The organism is Archangium primigenium (assembly GCF_016904885.1).
Lineage (GTDB): Bacteria > Myxococcota > Myxococcia > Myxococcales > Myxococcaceae > Cystobacter > Cystobacter primigenius.
The window spans coordinates 3,225,907-3,246,558 of sequence record NZ_JADWYI010000001.1; the positions used below are offsets into that span (position 1 = coordinate 3,225,907).

Consider the following 20,652-nt stretch of genomic DNA (forward strand, 5'->3'; position numbering starts at 1 on the left):
GCCTGGGTCCGGCCCTATTATCCACACATCGGGTGGAAAAGTTGCGGCCCACCGCTCCCCGGGACGGCCGGGCGCACCGGCCGTCCCGTGAGCACGGGGGTTTAACGCAGCTGGACGAAGGAGAAGATGAGGCCCTCCGCGGTCACCTGAGGGGTGCCGGTCTGGCCCGTCAGCTGGTGCAGCGTCGTGGCCGAGGAGCCGGCGGCGAACTGGGTGAAGAGGGTCTGGCCCTCGGCCTCGTAGAGGAAGCTGCTGCCGGTGCTGGCCGGGAGCGTGGTGACGGGGGTGGCGGCGAAGGTGTCCAGCTTGATCTGGGTCCAGCGCCACGCGGCCGCGCTCGCCACCAGGCGGGGGTGGACGCCCGCGTTGATGGGGTAGACCTGCTCGTCCAGCACGCGCACGTAGGCGGTGCCCTGGGGGCCCGGGAGCACGGTGCCCACGGTGCCGCCGTCGGCGAAGTCGCTCAGCGGCTTGTAGAAGTCCGGGTCGAACTTGAGCGCCACGGGGTCGAACTTGAGCAGGCAGGGCTCGGGCGTGTCCCCGCCGGCCACGCGGTAGACGGCCGCGCCGTAGGTCTCGGTTGCGAAGTAGATCTGCCCGTCCGGACCGGTGACGCCGTCGCGCACGTAGCCGCAGCGGTCATCCGTGGCGAGCACGGCCGTGTCGGTGCGGGTGTCGACGGCGATGACGCCCGCCTTCTTGGTGATGCCCACGCTGGCGGACGGACGCCAGCCCACCGGCATGAAGACGTGGTCGCCCTTCACCACGAGCGGCGAGGAGGCGAAGGTCGTGACGGCGCCCTCGACCGCGAGCCCCGGCAGGGCGATGGCGCGGGTGACCGTCATCTCGGTGGGGTTCCAGACGATGACCTGGGCGGTGCGGCCGTCGAAGTAGTACGCCTTGGTGGCCGAGGCGAAGTGGAACTGGGTCTGGTACTCGCCGATGGACGTCACGCCCTTGCCCGCGAAGCTCACGGTCTCACCCTTCTCCAGGGCGCCGTTCTTCAGGTCATAGCGGGTGACGGTGGCCGCCTCGCTGCCGGCGACGAAGAGCGCGCCGGACTTGGGGATGCCCATGCCGAGCGAACGGCCGGGGACCTCGATGGCCTTGTCCAGCGCCAACCGGCCGTTGCCCTCGAGCGTGTTCGTCAGGATGACGTAGCTCTGGGGCGTGTCCGCGGTGATGAGCTGGGTGGTGATGGCGTAGAGCGGGCCCGTGTCCGAGGGGTTGTCCGTGGGGGGCGTCACGGGCTCCGGATCTCCGCAACCGGCGGCGAGGGCCAGGGCGAGCGTCGTGAGGACGGCGCGCGAGGGGTTGAGCAGGGACGAGCGCTTCATGGGGGCGACCTTTCTTCAGAGGGGCGGGACTGCGGGGGAATTCAGAGCTCCACGAGGAGCTTGGCGAACACACTGCGTCCGGGGCGTTGCACCCCGAAGAAGTCGTAGGCGGGCGTGTCGGTCAGGTTCTGCATGTCGACCGTCCAGCCCAGGGTCAACCCCTCGCGCCGGGTGAGGTAGTTGAGCGAGAGCGAGTGGAGGAGCTGCGCGGGGATGACCTGCTTGGAGTCCACCCGCCCGGCCTTCTCCCAGGCGCGGAAGAACGCGTGGATGTAGCGCGCGTGCCAGGTGAGGGACAGCTCGTCGCGAGCGCTCATCAGGCCCCGCCACTGCAGGCGCGCGGTGCCGTTGGCCTGCAGGTAGGGGCGGTTGGGGATGCGCTGGCCCACGAAGGAGGCGAAGCCCCCCGAGTCCGAGGTGTTGCGGAAGTCCTGCCAGGTGACGTTGCCGTCGAGCGACAGGTACTGCCCCGGAGAGGTCCACCCCGCCGCGCCCGCCACGCCCAGCGAGCGCGCCGCGTAGACGTTCTGGAAGGTGAAGAAGCTGTCCTGGCCGAGCAGCAGGATGAGCTGATCCGCGAGGCGGCCGAAGCCCAGCACGTTGGCCCGGAAGGCGCCCGCCCGGGTCTCCTGGCCCTGGTAGGTGAACTCCAGGTTGAGGTTGTGGCTGCGCTCGGGGACCAGGTCCAGGTTGTCGCCAATGAGGATGCCGTCGCCGAAGATCTCGTCCGGACGCGGCAGGCGCGTGGCGTACTCGTAGGACGCCTTGGCGAACAGGTCCGACAGCAGTCGCAGGCGCAGCCCATCACCCACGCCCACGCCGTGCAGCGACCGGTCGATGGGGGCGAAGACCCGGCTGGGCAGCAGCTTCTGGGCCTGGGCGTGCTGGACGTAGTCCTTGAAGAAGAGGACGTTCTCCAGGCGCTCCCGCAGGGCGGTGAGCGTGTACTCGACGCCGGTGACGAGCGAGGTGAGCCGCCGCTCGGCGGACAGGGGATCCAGCTCTCCGCGCGCGCGCAGCTCGCGGTCCTCGCCCGTGCGGTCGACGTGCGTGGGCGAAACGGACAGGCGCAGCCGGTGCTGGGGGGCCAGCGTCCACCCCACGTTGAGCCGCGCGAAGCCGGTGTGCTGCTTCACCTGGCGATCGACGGCGCGCTCCTCGATCTCCCCCGGCTGAGGCAACGGGCTGACGCAGCGGCCATACCAGTCGTAGGCGCAGGTGCCGCGGTCCTCCAGGCGCGTGCGCCGGAAGTTGTAGCCCGCGAGGGCGTCGGCGGTGAGGCCCCTGGCGAAATAGTGCTCGTAGCGCAGCGTGGAGCCGGCCGACAGCTCGCCGCTCGTGACCTCGCCGTAGGGCTGGGTCATGAAGACGTTGTTCTGGATGTCCTTGTCGGAGCCGTTGGCGAAGACGCGCAGTTGCAGGCGCTGGGCCCAGGGCCTGTCCACGACCCCCGCCTCCACGCCCGCGCCCCAGGCCCGGTAGGCGTCGTGGAAGCGGTAGATGCGCGCGGGAACGAGCTTGCCCTGCTCGTTGGCGACCTCGACGTTGATGGGGTAGTCGTTGCGCGTGCGATCGAGGAAGGCGTTGGCGCGCACGTGCAGGCCACTCGGCTCGTGCAGATGCCGCGCGGTGGCGGTGAGGCGGTGCGTGTCGAAGGAGCCCAGCTCGTAGGAGGCCGTGGCGCCCGGTCCCGGCGTCACCCGCTGATCCGTCACGAGGTTCACGGCGCCCCCGAGCGCGTCCGTGCCGAAGCGGATGGGCACCACGCCCTGGTAGATCTCCATGCGCTGCACGAGGTTGACGGGCACGTTGGACAGCTCGGGCCCGAAGCCCGCCAGGTCCAGGGGCACGCCGTCCACGAAGATGCGGATCTGCTCGTCGGAGAGCCCCGCGAGCGAGAAGCGCGAGCGGGTGCCCAGACCACCGGAGCGGCGCACGCCCGCGCCCTCGACGCGCGCCAGCGCCTCGCCGAGGTCCGCCGCCTCGCGCTGGAGCTGCTCCGTCTCCACCACCTGCACGGCCTCGGCGGACTGGCGCCGCTGCTGGGCGTAGGAGGGGCCCTGCACCAGCACCTCGATGGCCTCGTCCGGCTCGGGCACCGGCACCGGGGGCGGCGGTGCGGCCACGGCGGCCACGGTCTTCACCGGCAGCCGGAAGACATAGGTGTAGACGAGGCGCGCGGGCCGGGCCTTTCCGTCCCGCATCGCGGGCGAGAAGCGCATGGCGAGCACCGCCTCGCGCGCCGCCTCGTCGAAACCATGGCCTTGGGGCTCGGCCACCTCGGCCTCGGTGACCTGTCCCTCGGCGTCCAACCGGATGCGCAGCGGGACCCGGGCCTCCCGACCCTCCTGCTTCGCCGCCGGCGGGTAGCGCGCCTCCACGAAGCGCACCAGCCGGGGCGACTCGCGCGAGGGGCCCTCCTCCTGCGCCTGGACACCGCCCACCAGCCCCAGCCCCGCCGCCACGACGAGTCCCCGGACCCCACGCGTGCCCTCACCGAGGAATCCCCGGTTTCTGAAAATGGTAATCATTCTCATTTTCGGGACGCGGAATTAGGCGGGATCCGGGGGGCTGTCAAGCCGTTGGCGTTCAAGCGGCCTGGGCGGACGTGCGGGGCAAGGTCTGGAGCTGTTCGGCCACGAGGAAGGCGAGCTCCAGCGCCTGCGTGGCGTTGAGGCGGGGGTCGCAGTGGGTGAGGTAACGGCGCGACAAGTCCGCCTCGGTCACGGCGTGGGTGCCGCCCAGGCACTCGGTGACGTCCTGGCCCGTCATCTCCAGGTGCAGGCCGCCCGGGTGCACGCCCTCGGCGGTGGCCACCTGGATGAAGGTGCGGACCTCCGAGAGGACGCGCTCGAAGGGCCGCGTCTTGTACCCGTTGGTCGCGGTGTGCGTGTTGCCGTGCATCGGATCGATGGACCACACGACGGGGCGGCCATCGCGCCGGGTCGCGGCCATCAAGCGTGGCAGCCGCTCGGCGGCCGTGTCCGCGCCGAAGCGGCCAATGAGGTTGAGCTTGCCGGGCAGGCCCTCGGGGTTGAGCGCGTCCAGCATGCGCAGCAGGTCGTCCGGCTCCATGCCGGGGCCGCACTTGAGCCCGATGGGGTTCTGGATGCCGCGCATGAACTCCACGTGGCCGCCGTCGAGCTGACGCGTGCGCTCGCCAATCCACAGCAGGTGCGCCGAGCCGGCGTACCATCCGCCCGTCGCCGCGTCGTGCCGCGTGAGGGCCTCCTCCACGTTGAGCAGCAGCGCCTCGTGGCTGCTGTAGAGGTCGATCCGGCCCAGCCCCGTGTGCTGCTCCTCGGGCCGGGTGCTCTGCGTGTGCATGAAGCCGAGGAAGTCCTGGACCCGGCCGGACAGGGCGTGCTCGAGCGTCCAGTGCCGGGGGTCGCGCAGGCCCGCGAAGCCCTCGCGGGCGAACTCGCGCACGAGCTCGAGGGTGGCCGCGGACTGTCGGTGGGCCTGGAGCAGACGCTCGGGGTCGGGCGTGCGCTCCTGGAGCGTGAACCCCATGCCGTTGATGTTGTCGCCGCGGTAGGCCGGCAGCGTGATGCCGTCCTGGGTCTCCACGGGGCTGGAGCGGGGCTTGGCGAACTGGCCGGCGATGCGGCCGATCTTCACCACGGGCAGCCCCCGCGCGAACGTCAGCACCACGGACATCTGGAGCAGCAGCCGGAGCGTGGCGCGGACAGTGCCCGGAGCGAACTCCTTGAAGCTCTCGGCGCAGTCGCCGCCGTGCAGCAGGAACGCCTTGCCCTCGGCGACCTGGGCGAGCGCGGCGCGCAATTGCCGCGTCTCCTCGGGCGTCACGAGCAGGGGCCGCTGGGCGAGCTCGCGCTCGACCCGGGCGAGCGCCTGCGCGTCCGGGTAGTCCGAGGGGATGTGCTTGACGGGCAGGGTCCGCCAGGAACCCGGGGTCCAGTTTCGATTCGTCACGGAGGCGTTGTGTCCAAGGGTCGGGCTGGGGGAGATCATGGTCGAGGCAGCAGTCCGTGCTTCACGCAGAAGTCGAGGTAGCGATGGAGCAGCGCGCGGTCCGCGGGAGGGCAGTGGATGCCACTGCCTTCCAGCGTCTGGAGCACCCGCTCGCAGCGAATGGGACCCAGGCCGAAGACGGCATCGGCCGAGCCCGTGCGCAGGTCGAAGAAGGCCAGGGTGGCGCGCTCGTCCGCGGTGGCCTTGTCGCGCGCCACGCGCTCGCGCCACTCGGGCAGGGGAAGGTGTTCTACCGGGTAGCCGTAGTCGCGCACCCAGCCGAACAGCTCCGGCAGCCGCACCTCGGGCGTGGGCGCGAGGTTGAAGACCGGACCGGACCGGGCCGACAGCGACAGCCGGACGAGCGCCCGCGCCACGTAGTCCACGGGCGTCCAGGACTCACTGACCTCCATGTGGGGCAGCGCGCCGACGGAGATGCCCGCCAGGAGGATGCGCCAGACGAGGTCCTGTGGATTGACGATGGCGGTGTCGATGGCGCCCACCACGCGGCCCAGCCGGTAGACGGCCACGGGAAGGCCGCGCTCGCCGGCCTGCTCCACCAGCCGTTCCGCGACCCACTTGCTCTGCTGGTAGCCATCGCGCAGGCCGTCGTGCGCGGGCACGAAGTCCTCGGAGACCTCGGGGCGCAGGTTGGCCTGGGGCGCCACCGCCAGGGTGGACACGTAGTGCAGGGGCTTGGGCCGGACGGCCGCCGCCAGCCGCAACAGCTCCTGGGTGCCGCGCACGTTGACGGCCCGGAGGCTGCCGTACTCGCGCACGACGCTGACCACGGCGGCGTTGTGGTAGACGGCATCGCACTCGGCGGCGAGGCCGTGGAAGCGCGCGGGCTCCAGCCCGAGCATCGGCTGGGTCAGGTCCGCCGGCAGCGCGAGCACCCGCTCCGAGAGCCCCTGGGTGGACAGGCCCTGTCCCTCCAGGGCGGTGCGCAGCCGCTCCATCGCATGGGCTTCATCCCGGGCCCGGATCGGGCACACCACGCGGGCGCTCGTCTGCCGCAGCAGTTGGTCCAGCAGGTGCGTGCCGACGAAGCCCGTGGCGCCCGTGAGCAGCACCTGCCGCGCGGGCGTCGAGGCCGGGGCTACGCGCAGGCCTCGCGGGACGATGTCCTCGGACAGGACGGCGTCGGCGAGCATCGCGGGCGGCGGTCCCCCGGCGCTGGCCACCGTGTCCTCTCCGCGCTCCAGGGCCTGGGCCAGTCCCGCGGCGGTCGGGTGACGGAACACCGTGGCGACCGGGACGTCCCGGCCGAGGATGACGCCGAGCCGATTGGCGACCTGGATGCTCTGCAGGGACTGCCCGCCCAGCTCGAAGAAGTCGTCCTGCGCGGAGATGCCACTCACGCCGAGCACCTGCTCCCAGATGCGCAGCACCTCGCGCTCCAGCTCCGTGGCGGCCTCGAGCGCGGACGTCGTCGACTCCGTGTCCGTCCACCGGCGCAGCTCGCCCCGGTCCACCTTGCCCGTGCTGGTCCTCGGCAGTTGCTCGCGGAACACGAAGGCGCCCGGCACCATGGGCGCGGGCAGCGCCGCGAGGAGCGCCCGGCGCAGCTGGGCCGCCGTGGGCCTGGGCTCGGTGACGACGAGGTGCGCGCACAGCCGCCGCGTGCCTCCCTCCAGCACCTGGCCCACCACCGCGGCGTCCTTCACGCCGGCCTGGCGCAGCAGCACGGTCTCCACCTCGGAGGGATCGATGCGGTGCCCGCTGATCTTGAACTCGTCATCCACGCGGCCCACGAACACGAGCTGTCCATCCTCGCGCAGCCGGGCGGTGTCGCCAGTGCGGTAGGCCCGGGGCGCGCCCGGCCAGTGCGACAGCGTGACGAAGCGCTTCGCGTCCAGCTCCGGGCGGCCCAGGTAGCCTCGGGCGAGGCCGCCGCCCAGGAGGTACAGCTCGCCCTCCGTGCCCGACGCCACGGGCCGGCCGTGCTTGTCGAGCAGCGCCGCGCTCACGCCTGGCAGGGGACGGCCAATGGGCACCTCCTCGCCCGCGCCCTCCAGCGCGTCACCGAGCGAGGCGACGGTGGCCACCACGGTGGCCTCGGTGGGGCCATACGTGTTGAGCAGGTGCACCCGAGAGCCCACGGCGGCGCGCCAGCGGGCCACGCGCTCGGGCAGCGCGGCCTCGCCGCCGATGATGACCGTGCGCAGGCAGGCGGGAAGCGCGAGCGCGCCCGTGGAGACGCTGTACGCCAGCTCGTGCCAGAAGGCCGTGGGCAGATCCAACACGGTGATGCCCAGGCTGGCGCAGGCCTCGATGAGCCGGGGGACGGACTGGAGCATCTCGTCCGTGCGCAGCACCAGGCGCGCGCCCGCGCACAGGGTGACGAAGAGCTCCTCCACGCTGGCGTCGAAGTGCAGGGGGGCGAACTGCAACACCCGGTCCTCGCGTGTCACGCCGTAGCGCCAGGTCGCGCCCGCCACGAAGTGGGCCAGCGCGCCGTGGGAGATCTGCACGCCGTTGGGCTGACCCGTCGAGCCCGAGGTGTAGATGACGTAGGCCAGGCGCTCCGCTTCCGGGCGGGGCTCGGCCGGGGGGGGGGATGCCTCCACCGCCGGGTGCTCCAGACGGCGCACGGACAGCGCGCCGGGGGCGGTCGGCGCCGCCTTGGCCTCGGGCGGCTGCGTGGGGGTGACGAGCACCGCGGGCGCGGCGTCCGCGAGAATGGCGGCCGTCCGGGACTCGGGGCCGAACGGATCGAGCGGCAGGTAGCCCGCGCCGGCGAACAGCACGCCGAGGCTCGCCACGATGGCATCGATGCTCCGGGGCACCTGCACCGCCACGGGCGAGTCCGGACGCACGCCCTCCGCGAGGAGCCGCGACGACAGGGCACGCGCGGACTCGACCAGCTCCCGGTAGCTCAGGCGCCAGGGACCGTGCTCCACCGCCACGGCCTCGGGCTGCTCCCGGGCCCGGGCGCACAGCGCCTCCAGCACCGGATGGGCGGGGCCCGGCAGTGGACCGCCCTCGAGGAGCGCGCCGGACACGCCCGCCGTTCCGTGCGCGGGGGGGGCGATGGCCTCCGTGGGCGCGGCCACCCAGCGCTCCAGCAACTGGAGGAACGCGTCCTGGTGGGCGCGCAGCTCCTCGGCGCGGTAGCAGGCGGGGTTGGCGTCGAAGTCGACGCGGGGGCCCTGGCCATCACTCCGGGCGTAGACGCCGAGGGACAGGTCCTCCACGGGGCCGGCGGAGATGTTGTGCGCGATCGTCTTCAGGCCCGCGAAGCGCAGGCCGTAGTCGAACGGCATGATGTTGACCACGGGGCCGAACAGGCGGCGCTGTCCGCCCACCATCTTCAGGTCCCGCCGCAGCTGCTCGTAGCGGTAGCGCAGGTGGGGCCGGATGATGGCCAGCTCCGTGGCCACGGTCCGCGCCACCTCGACCAGCCCCTGCTCCGCGCGCACGGGCACGCGCAGGGGCACGATGTTCATGGCCATGCAGGGCACACGCAGCGCGGCGGTGCCCAGACGGGACATCACCGGCAGACCGAGCACCACCTCGGGGGCCTCCGTCTCGCGGTGCAGCCAGGCCGCCGTCGCCGCGAGCATCAGGTCCGGCCAGCTCACGCCCGCCTGCTTCGCGACGACCTGGAGCCGCTCGGCCTCGGCGGTGCCCAGGTGGTGCGTCTGGCGCACGAAGCTCGAGGACATGGGGGCGGGAGGGGCCAGCGTCACGGGTGGGGGCGCGCTGGCGAGGTGCTCCTTCCAGAAGGCCCGGTCCGCCTCGTAGCGGGGCCCGGAGCGGTAGGCGGCGTCCTCGTCCAGCACCGCGCGCAGCCGGCCGAAGCCGCCGGTGATGACCTGCTGGGACACGAGCGCCGTGTACAGCTCCGCCACCCGTCGCGCGAGCAGCGAGAAGCCAAAGCCGTCCATCGCGATGTGGTGGATGCGCTGGTACCAGAAGAAGCGCTCGGACGAGGCCTGGAACAGCACCTGCGCGAAGAGCGGCCCCTGGGTGAGGTCCACGGTCCGGGCCAGGTCGGCGCGCATCCAGTCGCGGGCCGCGGCCCACGGGTCTGGCGTCGCGGTGAGATCCACCACGGGCAGCGGCCAGTCGGCCCGCGGATCGATGACCTGGACCGGCTCCGGGCCATTGGGCGGGAAGCGGGCGTGCAGGGCCTCCGCCTCGCCGACGGCCCGCCGCACGGCGGCCTCGAAGCGCGTCACGTCGAGCGAGCCGAGGATCTCGATGCATTCACCCGCGTTGTAGACGGGGCTCTGGAGGTCGAACTGCTGACCCGTCCAGATTCCGTGCTGGGCCGCCGACAGCGGCCAGGCCGCATCCCTCGACTCACTCATGACTCGTTGCTCCAGGGGAAAAGGGGACTTCAGCGCATCGCCACGGTGGTGGCGGCGCGGGCGTTCGGGGTGAGCAGGGCGCACCAGTCGGCCAGCGTGGGCTTCTCGGCCAGCTCCACGAAGGAGACCTCGGCGCCCGTGCGGCGCCAGCGCTCCACCAGGCTCATGATGCGGATGGAGTCCATGCCGCGCTCGAGCAGGTTCTCGTCCTCGCGGAGGTCGGCGGCCGTCTGCTCGAGCAACTCGGCCACGTCCTCGCGCACCCGCTCGGGGCTGAGCGACGCGGCGGCCGTCAGGGGCGCCGGGCCCAGGAGCTCGATGACGCCATCCGTGGTGGCGGTGACACCGCACAGCTTCGCCGCGTAGTGGAGCGCGAACTCGTGCTGCTCCCGGGAGAAGTCCCCGAGGGCATCGGCCACCATGAAGGCCTGCACGTCGCTCATGAAGGCGTGCGTGGCCGTCTGCAGGCAGCCGATGTGCGCGTAGATGCCGGTGATGAGGAGCTGGTCCCGGCCCTGCTCGCGCAGCACGTCCATGAGCGCGGTGTTGTGGAACGCGCTGTAGCGCCACTTGGTGAGGTGGATGTCGCCGGGAGCGGGCTCGAGCGCGTCGATGATGCGCTTCTGCTCCGGGCCGCCGTTGATGCCCGCGCCCCACATGTCCAGCTGCAGGCCGCGCTGCGCGGGCGTCTGGCCGCCGGGCTGCGCGGAGAACACCACGGGGATGCCCAGGGAGGTGCAGTGCTTGCGCAGGCGCTGGATGTTGGCCACCAGCTCGTTCACCGGGGACTGGCCGGCGGTGAACGCGCCCACGAAGTAGTTCTGCATGTCGTGGATGAGCAGGACGGCGCGCTTCGCGTCGGGCGTCCACGACACCTTGTTCTTGGGAAGGTCGGACGTGCCGGGCATGGAATAGGGGGCGATGGCGGGAAGGCCCATGGAGTGACTCCTGTGCGAGAGGAAGAGGGGAGAGGGGTTCAGGCCCGGGACGGCGTCGGACGCGCGAGCGAGGCGCGCAGGTCCTTCTTGCTGACCTTGCCGACGGCCGTCTGGGGGAAGGTGTCGACGAACTCGATGCGGTCGGGAATCTTGAAGGCCGCCAGGCCGCGCGTGCGCAGGAAGGCGGTGAGCGCCGCGGCGGTGGGCCGGGTGTCCCGCGCGATGATGAACGCGCAGGAGCGCTCCCCGAGGAACGCATCCGGTACGGCCACCACGGCCGCGTTGTGCACGGCGGGGTGGGCGAGCAGGTGGTTCTCCACCTCCTCGGCCGCGACCTTGTCGCCGCCCCGGTTGATCTGATCCTTCGCGCGGCCCTCCACCACGAGGTCGCCCTCGGGCGTGAGGCGCACGAGGTCCCCCGTGCAGTAGAAGCCGTCGGGCGTGAAGGCCCGGGCGTTGTGGGCCTCGGCGCGGTAGTAGCCCCGGATGGTGTAGGGCCCGCGCGTCAGCAACTGGCCCGTCTGCCCCGGCGCCACGTCGTGGCCGTCCTCGTCCACCACGCGCACCTCGTCGTCCGGGCAGATGGGGCGGCCCTGGGTGGTGACGATGCGCTCCTCGGCGTCATCCAGGCGGGTGTAGTTGACCAGGCCCTCGGCCATGCCGAACACCTGCTGGAGCGTGCAGCCCAGCGTGGGGCGTACGCGCCGCGCGGCCTCGTCGCTGAGCCGGGCCCCGCCGACCTGGAGCACCCGCAGGCTGGACAGGTCATGCCGCCGGCTCTGGGCGGACTCCAGCCAGATCATGGCGAGAGGCGGCACCAGCGCGGTGATCGTCACCCGCTCGCGGGCGATCAGCGCGAAGCACTCGTCCGGGCTCGGATTGGAGGCCATCACCACCGTGCCCCCCGCGTACAGCGTGCCGAGTGTGCCCGGCGAGCTGAGGGGGAAGTTGTGCGAGGCGGGCAGGGCGCACAGGTAGACGCTCCGCTCGTCCAGCTGGCAGATCTCCACGCTGCCCCGCAGGCTGTAGATGTAGTCGTCGTGCGTGCGCGGGATGAGCTTGGGTACGCCCGTGCTCCCGCCCGAGAGCTGGAAGAAGGCCACGTCGCTCGGGGAGGGCCCGGTGAGCGCGCGGGGCTCGGCGTAGAGGTCCTTGAGCGCGCGGAAGGGGCCCGCGTCGCCCACGACGATCACGTGGCGCAGGGTCGGCACCTGGGCGCGCACCTGCTCGGCCAGCGTGCGGTAGTCGAAGCCGCCATGCTTGTCCGGGATGATGTAGGCCGCCGCCTGGGCGAACTCGCAGAAGTAGCCGATCTCCGAGGCGCGGTGCGCGGGCAGGGCGAACACGGGCAGCGCGCCCAGCCGGAACAGGGCGAAGCACACCTCGAGGAACTCGGGGAGGTTGGGCAGCTGCACCACCACCCGGTCTCCCGCCTGGATGCCCAAGGCGTGGAAGCCCGCGGCGAGCTGATCCGCGCGCAGGTCCAGCTCGCGGTAGCTCAGGCGCTGGGTGCCGCCGACGAGCGCGGTGCGCGCCCCGTGGCGCTCGGCCCGCTCCCGCAGGAGCTGCCCGAACGTCTCCCCGCGCCAGTAGCCCGCCTGGCGGTAGCGCGTGGCGAATTCCTCGGGCCAGGTGGGGCACCCCGGAAAGGACTCGCTCACGGCCGCGCCTCCTGGCCCAGGCCCATGGCGTGCAACATGGTGCGGAACTTCGCCTCGGTCTCCGCCAGCTCGGACTCGGGCGTGGAGCCGACCACGATGCCCGCGCCCGCGAACAGACGCAGCGTGCGCTCGTCCGCCTCGGCGCAGCGGATGGTGACGGCCCACTGTCCGTCGCCCGTGGCGTCGCACCAGCCCACCGTGCCCGTGTAGAAGCCGCGGTCGAAGGGCTCGATGGTGCCGATGGCCTCGTGCGCGAGCCGCGTCGGGTAGCCGCACACCGCGGGGGTGGGGTGCATGGCCGCCGCCAGCGTCAGCGAGGAGATGGAGGGGTCCAACAGCTCGCCGCTGATGCGGCTGGACAGGTGCCACAGGGTGGGGGTGTGGATGAGCGAGGGGCCCTTGGGCACGTCCAGCGTCTTGCAGTACGGGCGCAGTGCCTCGGCGATGGCCTCGATGACCACGGCGTGCTCGTGCAAGTCCTTGGGCGAGACGCTCAACGCGGCGGCGCGGGCCTGATCCTCCACCGGGTCCGGGCTGCGCGCGGCCGAGCCCGCGAGCGGATTGGCGAGCACCTGCAGGCCGGAGCGCGACACGAGCAGCTCGGGGCTGGCGCCGATGAGGGTGCGGCGGGCCGCGCCCGCGTGGGCGGGCAGGTCCGCCGCGAAGGTGTAGCCGGCGGCGTTGCGCTGGGCGAGGTTGCGCAGGAGCTGGGGCAGGTCGATGGGCGTGGGCGTGTCCAGGTGCAGCGAGCGCGACAGCACCACCTTGCGCAAGGGGCCGCTGCGCATGAGCTCCAGGGCCTGGGCCACGCCGTGCAGGTAGGCGGAGGGCTCGGGCACGGGCCGCAGGGTGAACGGGTTCTGGGCGGCCACGCGCGGCGCCGCCGCGTCGAAGGCGAGCGAGCCCGCGCGCTGCAGCGTCATGGGCACCACGAGGTGCGCCGGGTGGGCGCCGTCGAAGGGCACCGCGCCCACCACCACCGGGATGTCATGGCCCGCGTCGCGCGCCTCGTCGAGCGCCGCCCGCACCTGCTCCGGCAGCCGTCGCAGCGCCTCCGGGCCGTCCAGGGGAGGCACGGTGGCGAAGGTGCCGCGCGCCAGCAGGGTGCGCTTGGGGGACGCGAAGAAGAAGGAGGAGCCCGCCTCGTAGCTGTCGAGCAACTGCGTGGCCAGCGTCTGCGCCAGGGGACGTTCGGACATAGGGGTGACCTTCGTGTCGGGAAGCGGAGTGCGTGCTCCGGTCCGACCCAGGGGGAAACGGGGAAGAGGTGGGGGAGGTCGAGGACTCAGGCGCCGAGCGTGGCGCCTCCGTCGACACACAGGTTGTGCAGGGTGATGTGGCGGGCCCGGTCGGACACCAGGAAGGACACGGCCTCGGCGATGTCCTCGGGCGTGGCGATGCGGCGCAGCGGAATGCCCAGCTTGAAGGCCTCGGGCGAGCCGGCGATCACCGCGCGCGCGCCCTGCTCGTCCGTCCACAGCGCGCGCTGCATCTCGGTGTCCGTGGAGCCCGGGGACACGACGTTGCACCGGATGCCGTGCTCGGCCAGCTCCAGCCCCAGGCACTTGGTGAACAGGGTGGAGGCGGCCTTGGACGCGGCGTAGGCGGCCATGCCCATGCGGGGCACACCGGCGGCATTGGAGCCCACGGTGACGATGACGCCCTGCTTGCGCGGCACCATGCGCTGGGCCACGGCGCGGCTCACGTGGAACACCCCGTGGGTGTTGACCGCGAAGGTGGCCTGCCAGTCCGCGTCGCTGTACGAGGCGACCGCCCCCATGCGCAGCACCCCGGCCACGTTGGCCAGCACGCAGATGGGCCCCACCTCGCGCTCGATGCGATCGACCGCCGCGTCCACCTCGGCGGCGTCGCTCACATCGGCCACCAGGGCCTCGGCCCGGGCGCCCTGGGCGCGCAGCTGCTCGACCACCGCCGCCACGCCCTCCGCCTTCCGGTCCAGGGCGACGACCACGGCGTCACCCGACAGGGCGCGCGCCACCGCCGCCCCAATCCCCTGCGCGGCTCCCGTCACCAGGGCCACCCTCGTGCTCGCTCCCATCCGTCTCGTCTCCTGCCCCGCAGCCGCGGCCCAACCCAAGCCCCCACTCCCAGGATGGCGGTCGCCGATATTGATAATGGTTATCATTATCGATATCGGCTTACTCCCATAAGCCGACGTGCGGTGTCAAGAGGCGGCCTCGCGGGTTGCCCCAAAGAAGGAGGACCTCTCACGTCGCTCCTCACTCCGCCGTGAGAGCGGCGGGGAGGGGACGTGGAGGTCCTCGGAGGTCCGCGGCGTGGGTGGGCGGGCCGCTAGCTGTTGAGCATCGGCTGACCCTGGTGCGCGACGAGCAGGTCGTGCATGTCGTTGGCGTGCTCCTCCTCCTTGGCGAGGATCTCCTCGAGCAGCCGGCGCGTGGTCGGGTCGTGGTTGGCGAAGTAGCGGATCATCTCCTGGTAGGTCTGCACGGCGATGCGCTCGGCGATGAGATCCTCGCGGATCATGTCCACCAGGTTCTTGCCCTCGGAGAACTGGCTGGCGCTGCGCGACATCAGCCCCTCGGGGTTGAAGTTGGCCACACCACCGAGCTGGTTGATGCGCTCGGCGAGCTGCATCGCGTGCTGCTGCTCCTCGCGCGCATGCTCACCGAACTCCGCCTTCACCGACTCGCTCTGGATGCCTTGCGCGGAGACGTAGTGCGAGCTGTAGCGCAGCACGCAGACGATCTCCGTGGCCAGCGCGTCGTTGAGCAGCTGGATGGTGACCTTGACGTCCCCCTCGTAGTCCGGCGTCAGCGCGCCCTCTTCCAGGTGCTCGCGGGCCCGGCGGCGGATCTCGTTGATGTCGGTCAGGAACGGCTGATCGTGGCTGCTCATGTATCCCTCGTTCGTTGAAAGCGACCTGGAGGGAAGGTGGCCATGGGGACCGCGAACCCACATCCCCGGCGGCCTATTCGGCGAGCGGTTCCGGGTGCGCCGCTCGTGGAGCAGGCGAGCGGGCGAGGGGCTGGCTTCCGGGCGTCACCACCCCAGGCGCCAGAGCATGCCGGGCAGGGGGGTGTAGCCGGTGACGGCGTGCTCGATGCGGCCCTCGGCCGACACGAAGAAGGTGGTGGGGAACTGGTTCACGGCGTACGCGCGGGTCCGCCCGTCGCCGTCGAGCAGCACGGGGTAGTCCACCGCGTGCTCGCGCACGAAGCGGCGCACGTCGGCCTCGTTCTCGTAGGCCACCGCCACGCTCAGCACCCGGGCCGACCCCCCATCAGCCGCTGGAGCCAGGACAGGGTGGAGGACTCGGCCTTGCACACCCCGCACCAGGGGGCCCAGAAGGCGAGCACCACGCGCTGGCCGCGCAGCGCGGACAGCCGCACGGGCTGTCCGTCGAGGCCTCGCAGGGTGAAGTCCGGCGCGGGGGCACCCACGGGCAGGCGGCGCGTCTGCCAGGCGTTGACGGCGGTGAGGACGAGCGCGAGCAGGAGCAGGTCCATGCCCAGCCGTCCCCACCACCGGCGACGCGCCTGGATCCAGAGGTATCGCAGGCGCGCGCCCACCCGAGCCGGAAGTCCCATCCGGGGACTAGAGCACGTCCTCCAGCGTGCGGGCCATCACCCAGTCGTCGTGGTAGACGATGCCCGTCTGCGTCACCGTGTCACTGCGGTACAGCCCGAGCTTGAGGTAGTTGACCTGGCCGGAGAACTGGGTGGCGATGTAGCGCTTGGGCAGCACGAGCGCGCCGTTGTAGTACAGCTCCACGAAGCCCTCGCTCGCCTTGGCGCTCCACTTCACGTGGAAGACGAAGTCGTGCCACTTGCCGCGCACCAGCGGCGTCTTCCACACGATGACGCCCGGATCCCCCCCGATGTTGAGCCGCACCTCCTCGCCGTACACGTAGAACTCCACGGGCGGCGAGCCGCTGTTGCCGCTGTGGTGCCACTGCGTGAAGAGCTGCCACGTCCGCACGCTCGGGAACGTGGGGTCGAACATCGTGCTCCAGCGGTAGTAGTACTCCGAGCCCGAGGGCTCGTTCGTCATCTTCACCAGCTCGTTGCGGTTGCCGCTGGAGTTGATGGGGTTGTCGCCCTGGCGCACCGTGGCCTTGAGGGCGTAGCGGCCCTGGCGCGGGGCGAGCGTGCCCGCGCTCGTCGTCACCTGGAGCCGGTCCGAGCTGACCATCTGCTCGCGGTCCCACTGGCTGCGGTCCCCGGTCTCGTAGTCCGCGCGCCACACCACCGTGGAGGCCGTGCTGCCCCGGCAGCCCCGCGCCTCGGCGATGCTCGCCCAGTCGTTGAGCGTATTGCCTTGCACGGTGATGCGCAGGTAGCGCGCCGTGCGCGCCGTGAAGGTGTATGTCTCCGCCTCCACCGTCTTGCCGGTGCTCTGGCCGGAATAGACGGGGGTGTACGTGCTGCCATCCGTGGAGGTGGACAGGGTGAAGGTGTTGGCGCGCAGGTGGCCCTGGTGCCAGGCGATGGCGGCGCCCTTGAGCGAGGTGCTGGTGCCCAGGTCGTAGTCGATCCACGCCCCCTTGCCGAGCGCGCTCCAGCGGGTGTCCAGGCGGTCATCCAGGCTGTTGGCGGCCACGCTGCCCGCGCCATCGTCTCCCGAGGCCTTCACCGCCAGGGGCGTGAGCGCGGTGCAGTTCTGCACCGTGAGTCCCGCGACCTCCGATTCCGTGCTCGTGGGTTGGCTGTCCGTCGTGCCGGAGAGGTCGGAACCCCCACAGGCGGTGAGGGCGAGGGCGAGCGAGAAGCGAGCGAGCAGGGAGGTTTTGTTCACGAGGGGTCCTGGGGGGCGGGGGAGTTGAAGACAGACAGTGAAAGGCCTCTCACCTGGGGGAGGGTGGAAGGCGTGCGGCGGGTATGGCTTTCCCGGGACGCCAGACAGGGCTCATCGCCCCGGGCGCCCGGAACAGGGGTGGTGTCGTGTGGGATTGGCTCCTGTCCGGGCAGGCGCGAACCGGCCCGCCCGAACGATGTTGAGCATCCAACAAATATATTCCGTAAGCAACACCGGTCGGTGTGTTTGTTTGGATTCAGGTAAACCCTGACGCCTGGTTGCATCCTGGTGAAAGAGTTTCAATGACAGGGCTTGGCGTCCATGTCAGGGAGTGACAGGCTTTTCACCGGGATTGCTGTGTCACGCGGGGCTGTATGGGATTGAGCGGTGCGTGAACCCGCCAGGGGGCGGGCGAGGGGGCCCTTCTCGGGGCTCTCCCAGGGCCCGCGCGGGCGTCAGAAGCGGGAGAGCGCGAGGAACGTCTTCATCTTCTCGTTCGTCTCGCGCAGGCGCACCGACAGCGTGCGCACGAAGCTCCACAGGAGCACGTACGCCAGGTCCTTGTCGGTGAACATCAACTGGTCGAGCTGCTCGCGCTCGATGACCCACAGCGTGCACGAGGTGTGGGCGAAGGCATCGGCGGAGCGCGGGATATCCTCGATCACCGACATTTCCCCGAAATACTGACCCTTCTCGAGGATGGCGAGCGCTTCCTCGCCCATGCCGGGCACCTGCTGGGAGATGCGGACCTTGCCCTCCAGGATGATGAACATCTCCCGGCCGACGTCGCCCTCGCGGAACAGGCACGCCCCCACCTCATAGCCCCGGGGCCGGGCGATCGTCGCCACGCGGTGGAGCTGGCTGTGGGTCAGTCCCTCGAAGAGCGCAACCTTCTTGAGGAGTGAAGCATCCATGGGGTGCAGCTTCGTACCACGACCTGGAAGGCTCTGGTACGTTGCTGCCCCTTTCCCTCGTGAGAAACAGGAGCGGTGACCCGTGGCGGAGAAGATCAATAAGGTGACCATCATCGGCTCGGGGCCGGCGGGCTACACCGCGGCCATCTACGCCGCGCGTGCCAACCTGCAGCCGGTCATGTTCGCCGGTGGCCCCACGCTCGAGGACGCCCAGCGCGTGCCCGGCGGCCAGCTGATGATCACCACCGAGGTGGAGAACTACCCGGGCTTTCCCACCGGCATCACCGGCCCGGAGCTGATGGACCACTTCCAGAAGCAGGCCGAGCGCTTTGGCACCGTCATCCACATGGAGAACGTGGTGAAGGTGGACCTGAGCAAGCGCCCCTTCTTCATCCAGGGCGAGACGGAGAGCTGTTACTCGGAGACCGTCATCATCGCCACCGGGGCGAGCGCCAAGTGGCTGCACATCAAGGGCGAGGACCAGTACAAGAACCGCGGCGTGTCCGCGTGCGCCACCTGTGACGGCGCCTTCTACAAGAACCAGGACGTGCTCGTGGTGGGCGGCGGCGACACCGCCATGGAGGAGGCCACCTACCTGGCGAAGATCGTCAAGAGCGTGACCCTCATCCACCGCCGCGACTCCCTGCGCGCCTCCAAGGTGATGCAGGACCGGGTGTTCAACAACCCGAAGATCTCCATCCTCTGGGACAGCGCCGTGGAGGAGGTGCTCGGTGACGCCAAGGGCATGACGGGCGCGGTGGTGAAGAACCTCAAGTCGGGGGACACCCGCCAGGTGACCGCCACCGGCCTGTTCGTGGCCATCGGCCATACGCCCACCACGGGCCTGTTCAAGGGCGCCCTGGAGACGCACGAGACGGGCTACCTCAAGACGGTGCCGGGCAGCACCCGCACCGCGGTGCCGGGCGTGTTCGCCTGTGGTGACGTGCAGGACAGCTACTACCGTCAGGCCATCACCGCCGCGGGCACGGGCTGCATGGCGGCGATCGACGCCGAGCGTTGGCTCATCGAAGAGGGGTCGTGAGCACCAAACGCCAGACGGTGGCGGTGCACGCGGGCTCGCGCCTCACGGGCAGCCAGTCCCTTCCCGTGGTGCCGCCCATCCACGTGTCCGCCGTCAGCTACTTCGAGGACAGCGACACGCTGGACGGGGCCCTGGACGGCAAGGACTACGTCTACTCGCGCATCTCCGCGCCCAACGCCGCCCTGCTGGAGGAGGCGGTGGCGGCGCTGGAGGGCGCGGAGGCCTGCGTCGCCTACGCCAGCGGCATGGCCGCGCTCCGGGCCGTCTTCGAGGCCCAGGGCCTGCGCGCGGGCGACACGGTGGTCATGGCCGCGGATGGCTATGGCGTCACCCGCTCGCTCTACAAGAGCCTGGCGGCGCGGGCCGGGGTGCGCCTGGAGGCGCTCCTGCTGACGGACCCCACGACGCCCGAGCGTCTGCGCACGCTCCGTCCCCGGCTGGTGCTCGCCGAGAGTGTCACCAACCCGCTCCTGCGCGTGCCGGACATCCGCGCCCTGTCGCGGGTGTGCCAGGAGGTGGGGGCGGCGCTGGCCGTGGACGCCACCTTCCCGTCGCCGTATGGGCAGCGGGCGTGCGAGCTGGGGGCGGACTACGCCCTCCAATCCACGACGAAGTGGCTCAACGGGCACAGCGATGCCCTGGGCGGCACGGTGAGCGGGCGGCGCGAGAAGGTGGAGCCGCTCCGGGCCGCGCGCCTGTTCCACGGCGACGTGCTGGGGCCTTTCGAGGCGTGGCTGACGCTGCGGGGCATCCGCACGCTGCCGGTGCGCATGAAGGCCCACTGCGAGCACGCGGCGCACGTGGCGCGCCGGCTGTCCGAGTCGCCGCACGTGGCGCGGGTGCACTACCCGGGGCTGGCGACGCATCCAGACCACGAGGTGGCGCGCGAGCTGCTGGAGGGTGGCTTCGGGGGCATGGTGGCCTTCGACATCCAGGGGGCGGGTCGGCCGGAGTGCTTCCGTTTCCTGGAGGCGGTGAAGGTGGCCCGGCCGGGACCGTCGCTCGGGGACGTGGGAACCCTGGTGATGCACGCGGCGAGCGCGAGCGCGCGGCGGATGACGCCCGAGGAGCGGCAGGCGGCGGGCATTGGCGAGAGCCTCATCCGCGTGTCGGTGGGCCTGGAAGATCCAGATGACATCGCGGACGACCTGATCGCCGCGGTGGCGGAGGCGGTGACGCGGTGAAAATGGTCGATGTGGGTGGCAAGGAGAAGACGGAACGGGTGGCGGTGGCCACGGCGCACCTGCGCATGCTGCCCGAGACCCTGGAGCGCATCCTCCAGGGCAAGGTGGAGAAGGGGGATGTGCTGGCGGCGGCGCGGCTGGCGGGCGTCATGGCGGCCAAGCGCACGCCGGACGTCATCCCCCTGTGCCATCCCATCGCCCTGTCCGGCGTGGAGGTGATTCCCACGCCTGGGCCCGAGGGCCTGGAGATCCGCGTCACGGTGCGCACGGTGGACCGCACGGGCGTGGAGATGGAGGCCCTGACGGCGGCCTGCGCGGCGGCGCTCACGGTCTACGACATGTGCAAGAGCATGGACCGGGGCATGGTGCTCGAGCGCGTGCAACTGGACCACAAGGCGGGCGGCCGCTCCGGCACCTGGGACCGCGAGTCCGGCCGCTAGCGTTCGGACTGGAGACGCGGGTCCTGCGTGGCCAAGAACCCGCCGATCCCACCGAAAGCCACGCCCTCC

The 20,652-nt window shown here is 71.4% G+C and carries 16 protein-coding genes; 3 read left to right on the top strand and 13 right to left on the bottom strand.

The annotated features are described in order from the left end of the window. Positions 1-101: 101 nt before the first annotated feature. The 13 genes from I3V78_RS13705 to I3V78_RS13760 all read right to left on the bottom strand — a co-directional run bounded on the left by I3V78_RS13705 (position 102) and on the right by I3V78_RS13760 (position 17,917). Positions 102-1,337, bottom strand: a complete 1,236-nt coding sequence (locus I3V78_RS13705; RefSeq protein WP_204487918.1) for a hypothetical protein — start codon at positions 1,335-1,337, stop codon at positions 102-104. Positions 1,338-1,378: 41 nt separating this feature from the next. Further along, complete coding sequence (mxcH, locus tag I3V78_RS13710; RefSeq protein WP_338023562.1) at positions 1,379-3,802, bottom strand: TonB-dependent siderophore myxochelin receptor MxcH; 2,424 nt, start codon at positions 3,800-3,802, stop codon at positions 1,379-1,381. A gap of 124 nt (positions 3,803-3,926) precedes the next feature. Next, positions 3,927-5,273, bottom strand: a complete 1,347-nt coding sequence (locus tag I3V78_RS13715) for a 3-deoxy-7-phosphoheptulonate synthase (RefSeq protein WP_338023563.1) — start codon at positions 5,271-5,273, stop codon at positions 3,927-3,929. A gap of 35 nt (positions 5,274-5,308) precedes the next feature. After that, a complete protein-coding gene (mxcG, locus tag I3V78_RS13720) occupies positions 5,309-9,628 on the bottom strand; it encodes a myxochelin non-ribosomal peptide synthetase MxcG (RefSeq protein ID WP_204487924.1) in 4,320 nt (1,439 codons plus the stop codon). Between the two features lie 29 nt (positions 9,629-9,657). Further along, positions 9,658-10,566 (bottom strand): isochorismatase family protein, encoded by a 909-nt coding sequence (locus I3V78_RS13725; protein ID WP_204487925.1) that lies wholly within the window; start codon positions 10,564-10,566, stop codon positions 9,658-9,660. A 38-nt stretch (positions 10,567-10,604) separates the two neighbouring features. Beyond that, positions 10,605-12,227, bottom strand: a complete 1,623-nt coding sequence (locus tag I3V78_RS13730; protein ID WP_204487926.1) for a (2,3-dihydroxybenzoyl)adenylate synthase — start codon at positions 12,225-12,227, stop codon at positions 10,605-10,607. Beyond that, entirely contained in the window at positions 12,224-13,426 is a 1,203-nt protein-coding gene (gene dhbC / locus I3V78_RS13735) for an isochorismate synthase DhbC (RefSeq protein ID WP_204487928.1), read from the bottom strand. The genes I3V78_RS13730 and dhbC overlap by 4 nt, the downstream gene beginning before the upstream one ends. An 86-nt stretch (positions 13,427-13,512) precedes the next feature. Further along, positions 13,513-14,286, bottom strand: coding sequence for a 2,3-dihydro-2,3-dihydroxybenzoate dehydrogenase (locus I3V78_RS13740; RefSeq protein WP_204487929.1), 774 nt, complete (start codon positions 14,284-14,286; stop codon positions 13,513-13,515). A gap of 254 nt (positions 14,287-14,540) precedes the next feature. Next, positions 14,541-15,104 carry a ferritin-like domain-containing protein gene (locus tag I3V78_RS13745; protein ID WP_204487930.1) on the bottom strand — a complete coding sequence of 188 codons (564 nt, stop codon included), beginning with the start codon at positions 15,102-15,104 and terminating at the stop codon, positions 14,541-14,543. 144 nt (positions 15,105-15,248) lie between these two features. Then, positions 15,249-15,473, bottom strand: coding sequence for a TlpA disulfide reductase family protein (locus I3V78_RS40125; RefSeq protein ID WP_338023564.1), 225 nt, complete (start codon positions 15,471-15,473; stop codon positions 15,249-15,251). After that, complete coding sequence (locus I3V78_RS40130) at positions 15,467-15,796, bottom strand: peroxiredoxin family protein (RefSeq protein ID WP_338023565.1); 330 nt, start codon at positions 15,794-15,796, stop codon at positions 15,467-15,469. Before I3V78_RS40130 ends, I3V78_RS40125 begins: the two co-directional genes overlap by 7 nt. 7 nt (positions 15,797-15,803) lie before the next feature. Further along, positions 15,804-17,003 (bottom strand): heparin lyase I family protein, encoded by a 1,200-nt coding sequence (locus I3V78_RS13755; protein WP_204487935.1) that lies wholly within the window; start codon positions 17,001-17,003, stop codon positions 15,804-15,806. Positions 17,004-17,458: 455 nt separating this feature from the next. Further along, positions 17,459-17,917: a cyclic nucleotide-binding domain-containing protein gene (locus I3V78_RS13760; RefSeq protein WP_204487937.1), complete on the bottom strand. Its 459-nt coding sequence runs from the start codon at positions 17,915-17,917 to the stop codon at positions 17,459-17,461. A gap of 82 nt (positions 17,918-17,999) precedes the next feature. Between I3V78_RS13760 and trxB the strand changes: the two genes are divergently transcribed. Genes trxB through moaC form a run of 3 tightly spaced genes read left to right on the top strand, consistent with a single transcriptional unit; the run spans position 18,000 to position 20,583 of the window. Continuing rightward, complete coding sequence (trxB, locus tag I3V78_RS13765; protein WP_204487939.1) at positions 18,000-18,959, top strand: thioredoxin-disulfide reductase; 960 nt, start codon at positions 18,000-18,002, stop codon at positions 18,957-18,959. Beyond that, positions 18,956-20,143 carry a PLP-dependent transferase gene (locus I3V78_RS13770; protein ID WP_204487941.1) on the top strand — a complete coding sequence of 396 codons (1,188 nt, stop codon included), beginning with the start codon at positions 18,956-18,958 and terminating at the stop codon, positions 20,141-20,143. The genes trxB and I3V78_RS13770 overlap by 4 nt, the downstream gene beginning before the upstream one ends. After that, on the top strand, positions 20,140-20,583 hold the full coding sequence (moaC, locus tag I3V78_RS13775; RefSeq protein WP_338023566.1) for a cyclic pyranopterin monophosphate synthase MoaC: 444 nt from the start codon (positions 20,140-20,142) through the stop codon (positions 20,581-20,583). Before I3V78_RS13770 ends, moaC begins: the two co-directional genes overlap by 4 nt. Positions 20,584-20,652 lie beyond the last annotated feature (69 nt).

Excerpts from the sequence above, each read along its gene's own strand:
- I3V78_RS13705 (WP_204487918.1), bottom strand. The coding sequence starts at position 1,337 with ATGAAGCGCTCGTCCCTGCTCAACCCCTCGCGCGCCGTCCTCACGACG.
- mxcG (WP_204487924.1), bottom strand. The coding sequence starts at position 9,628 with ATGAGTGAGTCGAGGGATGCGGCCTGGCCGCTGTCGGCGGCCCAGCAC.
- I3V78_RS13725 (WP_204487925.1), bottom strand. The coding sequence starts at position 10,566 with ATGGGCCTTCCCGCCATCGCCCCCTATTCCATGCCCGGCACGTCCGAC.
- dhbC (WP_204487928.1), bottom strand. The coding sequence starts at position 13,426 with ATGTCCGAACGTCCCCTGGCGCAGACGCTGGCCACGCAGTTGCTCGAC.
- I3V78_RS13740 (WP_204487929.1), bottom strand. The coding sequence starts at position 14,286 with ATGGGAGCGAGCACGAGGGTGGCCCTGGTGACGGGAGCCGCGCAGGGG.
- I3V78_RS13745 (WP_204487930.1), bottom strand. The coding sequence starts at position 15,104 with ATGAGCAGCCACGATCAGCCGTTCCTGACCGACATCAACGAGATCCGC.
- I3V78_RS40130 (WP_338023565.1), bottom strand. The coding sequence starts at position 15,796 with ATGGGACTTCCGGCTCGGGTGGGCGCGCGCCTGCGATACCTCTGGATC.
- I3V78_RS13760 (WP_204487937.1), bottom strand. The coding sequence starts at position 17,917 with ATGGATGCTTCACTCCTCAAGAAGGTTGCGCTCTTCGAGGGACTGACC.